The following is a 7,714-nucleotide window of genomic DNA, read 5'->3' on the forward strand; positions in this document are numbered from 1 at the left end:
GGTGTATTATCGGGATTTCGGGGATATGTACGACAGCATTATCGGGGTGGGATCGGCGAATTCCCGCAACATCAGCAATTAGGGTTTGGGGTTGGATTTTTCTATGTGCGAGAAGCAAATCCAAATATATACTTTTTTTGAATAATCTCTTTGGATGATACATGGACAATCTCCCAGACATACCAGAAAAAGGCCGTTACCGTTTTCAATACCGCGGCACGAATTGCCTAAACTGTGACCACCCGCTGGATATCAGCGACCGGTATTGCCCCAATTGCTCACAGGCGAACAGCACTAAGAAATTATCGCTAAAGGATTTTTTGGACGAGTTCTTTGCGAGCCTGATGTCCTATGATTCCAAATTGCTGAAAACACTCGGGGCACTGCTGCTACGGCCCGGAAAAATCACTAGGGAGTATATCGCGGGAAAACGGGTTTCGTACACCAATCCCTTCCGGTTTTTGCTGAGCTTGACGATCCTCTATTTTTTGATGATCAATTTTACCGGAAATTTTTCGAAATGGGACAAATACGGGGCAAAGGAGGATAGCTATTTCATCGAAAGTCTGAATGATTTCAGTTTTAGTTTCGGCACCGAAGAGGGAACGGAGATCAACCGTGGCATCGATTCCATTAAGCAAGCCCTTGATTTCGAGGCCCTTAAACTCAAGATTAAAAAACAAGATTCCCTGATTCTGTCCGACCCCTCGGACTATTTTAAAAATATGGGGACTACCTCCAACGAAAACCAATTTTCACAAAAACAGGAATTTTTTACGACGTTATTGCGCTCCGATTCCATTTACGACTTCAAGGATGCCGTAGATAAATACGGGGTAGCGGAATCCTTCGGTAACAAACTGGCCTTCAATGTGGCCCATGGTATCTTAAAGTTGCGGAGCCGGCCCGGAAGTTTTATCAGTAGGCTGATCTCAAAACTGCCGTTCGCCGTATTTTTCTTTCTTCCGGTGTTCGCGCTCTTTATTTGGCTGGTATATATCAGGAAAAAATACAGTTATACCGATCATCTGATCTTTAGCTTTCACAATACCGCATTGTTGTTTATCTTGCTCATTATTAGCTATCTGATCGATGGTATTTTTGCCGTTAGCAGCAACTGGATCTTTTTGGCGATCTTTTCACTGTACCTTTTACAGGCCATGCGAAAATTTTATGGTCAAGGGATTTTTAAAACTTGTGTTAAATATCTATTTTTAAATTTTATTTTCTTTATATTATCAGTGTTCGCTATACTGATTTTATTTACCGGAAACATTTTTACCAATTAAATCCATTTAATCGAATTCAGTTTATACCAAATTCCACATGACAACACAAGTAACCAAAGGTATCAAGATTTCCGTGAAGACCAGTTTTGAAGGTACCTTCTTCAAGAACTATAAAATGCATTTTGCCTTTGGCTACACGATTTCCATTGAAAACCAGAGTAAAGATTCCGTGCAGCTCACCTCACGGCACTGGAAAATCTATGATGCACTTAATGAACTCGAAGTACTCGATGGTGAGGGCGTTATCGGTAAAAAACCGGTAATCAAGCCCGGAGAATCGCATACGTATAACTCCGGCTGCCTTCTGGCATCACCGCTCGGTGCCATGCGGGGCCACTACAATATGGTCAATTTTTCTACGACCGAGAAATTCCGTGTTTATATTCCGACTTTTAAATTTTTCGCTCCATTCGCATTGAATTGATTAATGATGAGTAATCTCCCTCCACTATTGAATTAACCATGAGTGTTTGCTACCTTCGCATCCTCAAATATTAATTTTAAATCAATAGCTCTATGGGAAAAGGATTTTTCCACGTACCGATCGCCATCAACGAACCTATCAAAAGTTACGCCCCCGGCTCTGCTGAGCGCGAAGACGTAATCAAACAATACCATGCCTATTTCAAGGGCAATGTAGATGTTCCGTTATATATAGGAAGCAAAGAGATCAAGACCGGCAACACGAAACCGATATCCCCGCCGCACGACCATAAGCACGTTGTCGGACAGTATCATTTGGCCGAGAAAAAGCATGTGGAAGCCGCCATCAAAAACGGTCTGGAAGCTCGCGAAGCTTGGGCCGACCTGGCCTGGGAACAGCGGAGCGCCATTTTCTCAAAGGCTGCGGAACTGATTGCAGGCCCCTACCGCGATAAGATAAACGCGGCAACCATGATTGCGCAATCGAAGAACATTCATCAGGCGGAAATAGATGCCGCTTGTGAGACCATCGACTTCTTGCGGTTCAATGTCGAGTATATGTCCCAAATCTACGGGGAGCAGCCCGATTCCGCCGAAGGTATTTGGAACCGTGTGGAATATCGACCGCTAGAAGGCTTTGTTTACGCCATTACTCCCTTTAACTTTACGGCCATTGCGGCCAACCTGCCCACCAGTGCGGCCATGATGGGCAATGTGGTGTTGTGGAAACCCAGCGACCATCAGATTTTTTCGGCCAAGGTCATTGTTGATATCTTTAAAGAGGCCGGCCTGCCCGATGGTGTGATCAACGTAGTTTACGGCGACCCGGTCATGATTACGGATACGGCATTGGCGAGTCCTGATTTTGCAGGTATCCATTATACCGGATCGACCAGCGTGTTTAAGGGCCTTTGGAAGAAAATCGGCGACAATATCGATACGTATAAGACCTATCCACGGATTGTCGGCGAGACCGGTGGAAAAGATTTCATCATCGCGCATCCTACGGCCAAACCACAACAGGTGGCCACGGCCATTTCCAGGGGAGCTTTTGAATTTCAGGGACAAAAATGTAGTGCTGCCTCACGGGTGTACCTACCCAAATCGACATCCAAAGAAATTCTGGAATTGGTTAAAAAGGATATTCAATCGTTCAATACACCCGGCTCTCCCGAAGATATGTCCAACTTTATCACGGCGGTCATCCATGAGGGATCTTTTGATAAATTGGCCAAATACATCGATCAGGCGAAAAAGGACAAAAACGCGGAAATCTTTGCCGGTGGCGAATACGATAAATCCAAAGGCTACTTTATCGAGCCTACGGTCATCGTAACGACCGACCCACACTACACGACCATGGAAACCGAACTTTTCGGCCCTGTCGTAACGATATATGTTTATGAGGACAAAGACTGGTCCAAAACCCTAAAATTGGTCGATGAGACTTCGATATATGCTTTAACGGGCGCCGTACTTTCCGCCAATCGTTACGCTATCGAAGAGGCGACAAAGGCCCTAAAAAATTGTGCCGGCAACTTTTACATCAACGACAAGCCCACGGGTGCGGTCGTAGGGCAACAGCCTTTTGGGGGTGCCAGGGCATCAGGAACCAATGACAAGGCGGGATCCATGCAGAACCTTTTGCGATGGGTATCTCCGCGATTAATCAAAGAGACCTTTGTCACGCCGGAGAATTATCGGTATCCGTTTTTGGGATAATCATAACTTAAAAGTTCATACACAAAAAGCCCATATCAAAAAATATGGGCTTTTTTACGCAACCTATTTTCCAATATTGAATCTTAAGAGAAACATATGTTATGAGAAAATACATTTTAAGTCTTAATAGTCCTCTTTTTATCATTTTACTCTTGTCAAGACAATGAATTAAATTCAGAACTCAACACATGCAGCGGATTTGATGACCCAATTAAGGAAATATCTTGGCTTAAGCAAATTGCCACTAACATTGAAATGGATACCAGTTTCACAAAAAGATATTTGTCAATATCCCAAGCCTCATTCAATTCCCGGACCGTCTTCTTTTTGCGCAATTGTTGCCCAAACTGTGTTACCGAACCTGAAACGGTTTATAATTGCGAGCAAGAAGTCTTAGGCCAGCTTGGAGTTGAGATTACGAACAATGACCTTAAAAATCAGGAAATTATCTATAGGCCCGATAATTTTGAATGTGGCCCATAGATTTTTCCTTTCTACCATTCAAATTCCAAAAGTTTAGGGTAATATTTCGTTCATTTTTAATACCTTGTAGGGCAATTCAGTTTGTAATAGCGTTGCCCTATATGATATTTAGAAGATATCACTAAAAACTAAACTTTTGAAAATGAAAAAATTAGCTTTTACATTCCTATTTATGGTCGCGGTCACTTGTTACGCCCAAGACTACCAGACCCAAAGCACGGTTCAAGGCGTACTCACCTACAACCAAGGTCAAGTGGTACAACTGGCCGAAGCCTTTTCGGAAGAACAGTACGATTGGAGGCCCGCCGAAAATATACGCTCCGTGGGGGAATCACTGTTGCATATTGCCGGCGGCAACTATTACCTGGCCTCGAAAATGGGGTTTGCCCCGCCGGAGGATGTGGACATGACAAGTTTGGACAAAATTACCGGCAAGGAAAATATTATCGCCGCATTGAAAAAATCAAATGCCTTCGTACTCGAGAAAATCATGATGGTCAAAAATGACGAATTGAGCGAAGAGGTCGATTTTGGATTTGCCAAGATGAACAAGCTTGCGGGTCTTTTATCGATTATGGAACATAATGGCGAACACAAAGGCCAGTTGATCGCCTATGCCCGTTCGAACGGGGTTACGCCGCCTTGGAGCGAATAAGGAACATCGTAAAATTCAGACCTCATGTTTTAAGTTCAAAAGTCCTTGCCGAAGCATCGGTAAGGACTTTTTTATGGAATCCATGCACTTTTATGCTTTCTGTGGGTTAATTTCTCCGACCAAATGCAATATCTATGTAAATTTAACGTTAATTAATCGTAAACTTTTAGTAACTTTATGGCAGAATCACAAAAAAAAACGCTATGAAATCCCAGAAAATTCAGATGAAAACCATGAAAGCCAAAAAATCCCTTTTTGATAGAATTTATGTATACCTTAAGAAGTACGCTGAAAACTGTAGGTATTCGTTCGAAGGAATGTTGAAGATCTAATGATCAGGTCCAGTTATCTAACCTTTGTATTTCATCGGCAGGTACACCAACTTTTTGGTCTCGAAAAAATCCTCTTCAAAATAATCGTTGAGATCAAAGGTTTCGGCCGTTCTATATCCTTTTAATTCTTCCCCTAAATCGCCACCTTTCAAATAAAGGATACCGTTTCTTCTTTCATGTAAAGATTCCTTTTTGACCTTCCCCTTGACCCAATGTACAAACGTCGGCATCGCCGCAACGGCCCTGCTCACTATAAAATCGAATTGCCCCTTTACCGCCTCTACCCTATCATTGATCGTGGTCACATTTTCGAGGCCCAGACCCGCTACGACCTCGTCGACCACCTTTATTTTCTTTCCGATGGAATCGACCAAGGTAAAACGGACCTCTGGATACAAAATGGCCAAGGGAACGCCTGGAAATCCGCCACCGGTACCAACATCTAAAACGGATGCATCCACCTTAAACCGCTGAATTTTAGCGATTCCCAAAGAATGAACCACATGGCGCAGGTAAAGCTCGTCGATGTCCTTTCGAGAAACCACATTGATTTTTTGGTTCCAATCCATATACAGTTCGGCCAACTTAATCACCTGATTTTGTTGAATTTCCGATAAATTGGGAAAATATTTGAAAACTAAGTTTGCGTTCATGCGTATATTTGTATGGGAACCTGTTTTGAGCTCGGCACAAATTTACCGTATTCGCCGGCAAAAACAGCTTTACCGTAGCCAAGGCTAGTCATTTTTACCCAATATTTACCTTAAGATTGCATCTCATGGACCAAAATACAATACGTTTTTCACGAAAAGATTCCGCAAAATTTTTCAGGACGCTTAACAAGCGCGTCAACGATTATTTTAAGGATAATAAAATCAAAAAAACAGGAAACTGGCGATTGCATCTAAAGACCTTCATCATGTTCGCCCTGTTCTTGACGCCTTATTTTCTGATTTTGACCTTGGGGCTTCCAAATTGGGCCAATCTTCTTTTGACGATAGTGATGGGCGTGGGCATGGCAGGTGTTGGTATGAACGTAATGCACGATGGCAACCACAATTCTTATTCCAACAAAAAATGGGTCAACAAACTGATGGGAAGCAGTATTTATATATTGGCCGGTAACGTTTACAACTGGCAGGTACAGCACAATGTCCTTCACCATACCTATACCAACATCCATGAACACGACGAGGATATGGAAGCCGGACGTATTCTCCGTTTTTCAAGGCATACCGAGTGGAAGCGGCACCACAAATTCCAGCACCTATATTCCGTTTTTCTCTATGGACTGCTGACCTTCAACTGGGCCATCACCACCGATTTTATGCAGATGTACCGCTATACGAAACGAAAACTGAGTTTTGGCAAATTCCCTAATCCCATTGTGAACTGGAGCACGTTGGTCATCGCCAAAATACTATATATCACCATTTGGATCGTACTACCCCTGGTTTTTATCGATATCGCTTGGTGGAAAGTGCTTTTGGGCTTCTTTATCATGCACTATGTGGCCGGTGTCATCTTGAGCGTGGTCTTTCAACTGGCGCATATCGTCGACGAAGCTGATACGCCCCTACCCGACGAAAGTGGAACCATGAAAAATACCTGGGCGATCCACCAATTGTTCACCACCGTGAATTTCGGCACCAAAAACCGTATCGTCAACTGGTTTACAGGGGGATTGAACCATCAGGTCGAGCACCATATCTTTCCGCACATCAGCCATGTACATTACACAAAAATCTCCAAAATTGTGAAAGAAACGGCAAAGGAGTTCAATTTGCCCTACAACGAATACAAAACTACCCGAAAAGCCATAATTTCGCACTTCAGGCATTTGAGGGATTTGGGAAGGCGGCCTGCGTTGCAGATATAATGGTTGATTATTGAGTACTAATTAATACTTATATAGGTACTAGTCAACCCTTGGGCTGCGTTAAGGCCAAATAATTAAGAATGAAACATTCCACCCCTTTACTTCCTATCATTCAGTTTAATTAGCAATTTAATAAGCACCACTACATGAACAAACATCTTTCGGAACGGATAAACAACATGTCCACTTCCGCCACTTTGGCCATGGCGGCCAAGGCCCGGGAACTACGCAACGAAGGCAAGGATATTATCGGCCTCAGCCTTGGGGAACCTGATTTCAACATTCCCGATTTTATAAAGGATGCGGCCAAACAAGCCATTGATGACAACTACAGCAGCTACTCCCCCGTCGACGGTTACGCCGATCTTAAAAAAGCGATCGCCAACAAATTCAAACGGGACAATAATTTAGAATACGGATTGAACCAGATCGTCGTCTCCACCGGCGCCAAACAGTCTCTGGCCAATGTGGCCATGTGCATGCTCAACCACGGGGAGGAAGTGATTTTGCCCGCCCCCTACTGGGTCAGCTATAGCGATATTGTCAAGCTAGCGGAGGGCGTTCCCGTAGAAGTGCCAACCACTATCGACACCGACTTTAAGATGACGCCCGAACAACTCGAAGCGGCCATAACCCCGAAAACCAAAATGCTTTGGTTCAGTTCGCCCTGTAACCCCAGTGGCTCTGTGTACAGTCTATCGGAGCTTGAAGGTTTGGCGGAAGTATTGAGAAAACATCCCGATATCTTTATCGTTTCGGATGAAATCTACGAACATATCAACTTTCGCGGCGGCCATGTCAGCATCGCCGGCATTGAAGGTATGTACGACCGAACCATCACGGTAAACGGCGTATCAAAAGCCTTTGCCATGACCGGATGGCGTATTGGCTATCTCGGTGCCGCCGATTGGATCGCCAAGGCCTGCACCAA

At 43.9% G+C, this 7,714-nt stretch carries 7 protein-coding genes; 6 read left to right on the top strand and 1 reads right to left on the bottom strand.

What is annotated here, in order from left to right; translation table 11 throughout:
- Positions 1-161: 161 nt before the first annotated feature.
- The 4 genes from ACEW8S_RS03985 (at position 162) to ACEW8S_RS04000 (ending at position 4,572) form a co-directional block, all read left to right on the top strand.
- Positions 162-1,289 carry a DUF3667 domain-containing protein gene (locus tag ACEW8S_RS03985; protein ID WP_373516889.1) on the top strand — a complete coding sequence of 376 codons (1,128 nt, stop codon included), beginning with the start codon at positions 162-164 and terminating at the stop codon, positions 1,287-1,289.
- Positions 1,290-1,326: 37 nt separating this feature from the next.
- Complete coding sequence (gene apaG / locus ACEW8S_RS03990) at positions 1,327-1,713, top strand: Co2+/Mg2+ efflux protein ApaG (protein WP_373516890.1); 387 nt, start codon at positions 1,327-1,329, stop codon at positions 1,711-1,713.
- Positions 1,714-1,805: 92 nt separating this feature from the next.
- Entirely contained in the window at positions 1,806-3,434 is a 1,629-nt protein-coding gene (gene pruA, locus ACEW8S_RS03995; RefSeq protein ID WP_373516891.1) for an L-glutamate gamma-semialdehyde dehydrogenase, read from the top strand.
- 625 nt (positions 3,435-4,059) lie between these two features.
- Positions 4,060-4,572 (top strand): DinB family protein, encoded by a 513-nt coding sequence (locus ACEW8S_RS04000; RefSeq protein WP_373516892.1) that lies wholly within the window; start codon positions 4,060-4,062, stop codon positions 4,570-4,572.
- Between the two features lie 349 nt (positions 4,573-4,921).
- Here the strand turns inward: ACEW8S_RS04000 and rsmG are convergent, their stop codons facing one another.
- Positions 4,922-5,557: a 16S rRNA (guanine(527)-N(7))-methyltransferase RsmG gene (rsmG, locus tag ACEW8S_RS04005; protein ID WP_373516893.1), complete on the bottom strand. Its 636-nt coding sequence runs from the start codon at positions 5,555-5,557 to the stop codon at positions 4,922-4,924.
- A gap of 125 nt (positions 5,558-5,682) precedes the next feature.
- Between rsmG and ACEW8S_RS04010 the strand changes: the two genes are divergently transcribed.
- Both ACEW8S_RS04010 and ACEW8S_RS04015 read left to right on the top strand, forming a co-directional pair.
- Entirely contained in the window at positions 5,683-6,783 is a 1,101-nt protein-coding gene (locus ACEW8S_RS04010) for a fatty acid desaturase (protein ID WP_373516894.1), read from the top strand.
- Between the two features lie 146 nt (positions 6,784-6,929).
- The coding region (locus ACEW8S_RS04015) for a pyridoxal phosphate-dependent aminotransferase (protein WP_373516895.1) at positions 6,930-7,714 on the top strand (785 nt) is incomplete at its 3' end.

The sequence above is a fragment of the Pricia sp. genome (assembly GCF_041745955.1).
In the GTDB taxonomy this organism is placed as follows: domain Bacteria; phylum Bacteroidota; class Bacteroidia; order Flavobacteriales; family Flavobacteriaceae; genus Pricia.

Excerpts from the sequence above, each read along its gene's own strand:
- pruA (WP_373516891.1), top strand. The coding sequence starts at position 1,806 with ATGGGAAAAGGATTTTTCCACGTACCGATCGCCATCAACGAACCTATC.
- rsmG (WP_373516893.1), bottom strand. The coding sequence starts at position 5,557 with ATGAACGCAAACTTAGTTTTCAAATATTTTCCCAATTTATCGGAAATT.
- ACEW8S_RS04000 (WP_373516892.1), top strand. The coding sequence starts at position 4,060 with ATGAAAAAATTAGCTTTTACATTCCTATTTATGGTCGCGGTCACTTGT.
- ACEW8S_RS03985 (WP_373516889.1), top strand. The coding sequence starts at position 162 with ATGGACAATCTCCCAGACATACCAGAAAAAGGCCGTTACCGTTTTCAA.
- apaG (WP_373516890.1), top strand. The coding sequence starts at position 1,327 with ATGACAACACAAGTAACCAAAGGTATCAAGATTTCCGTGAAGACCAGT.
- ACEW8S_RS04010 (WP_373516894.1), top strand. The coding sequence starts at position 5,683 with ATGGACCAAAATACAATACGTTTTTCACGAAAAGATTCCGCAAAATTT.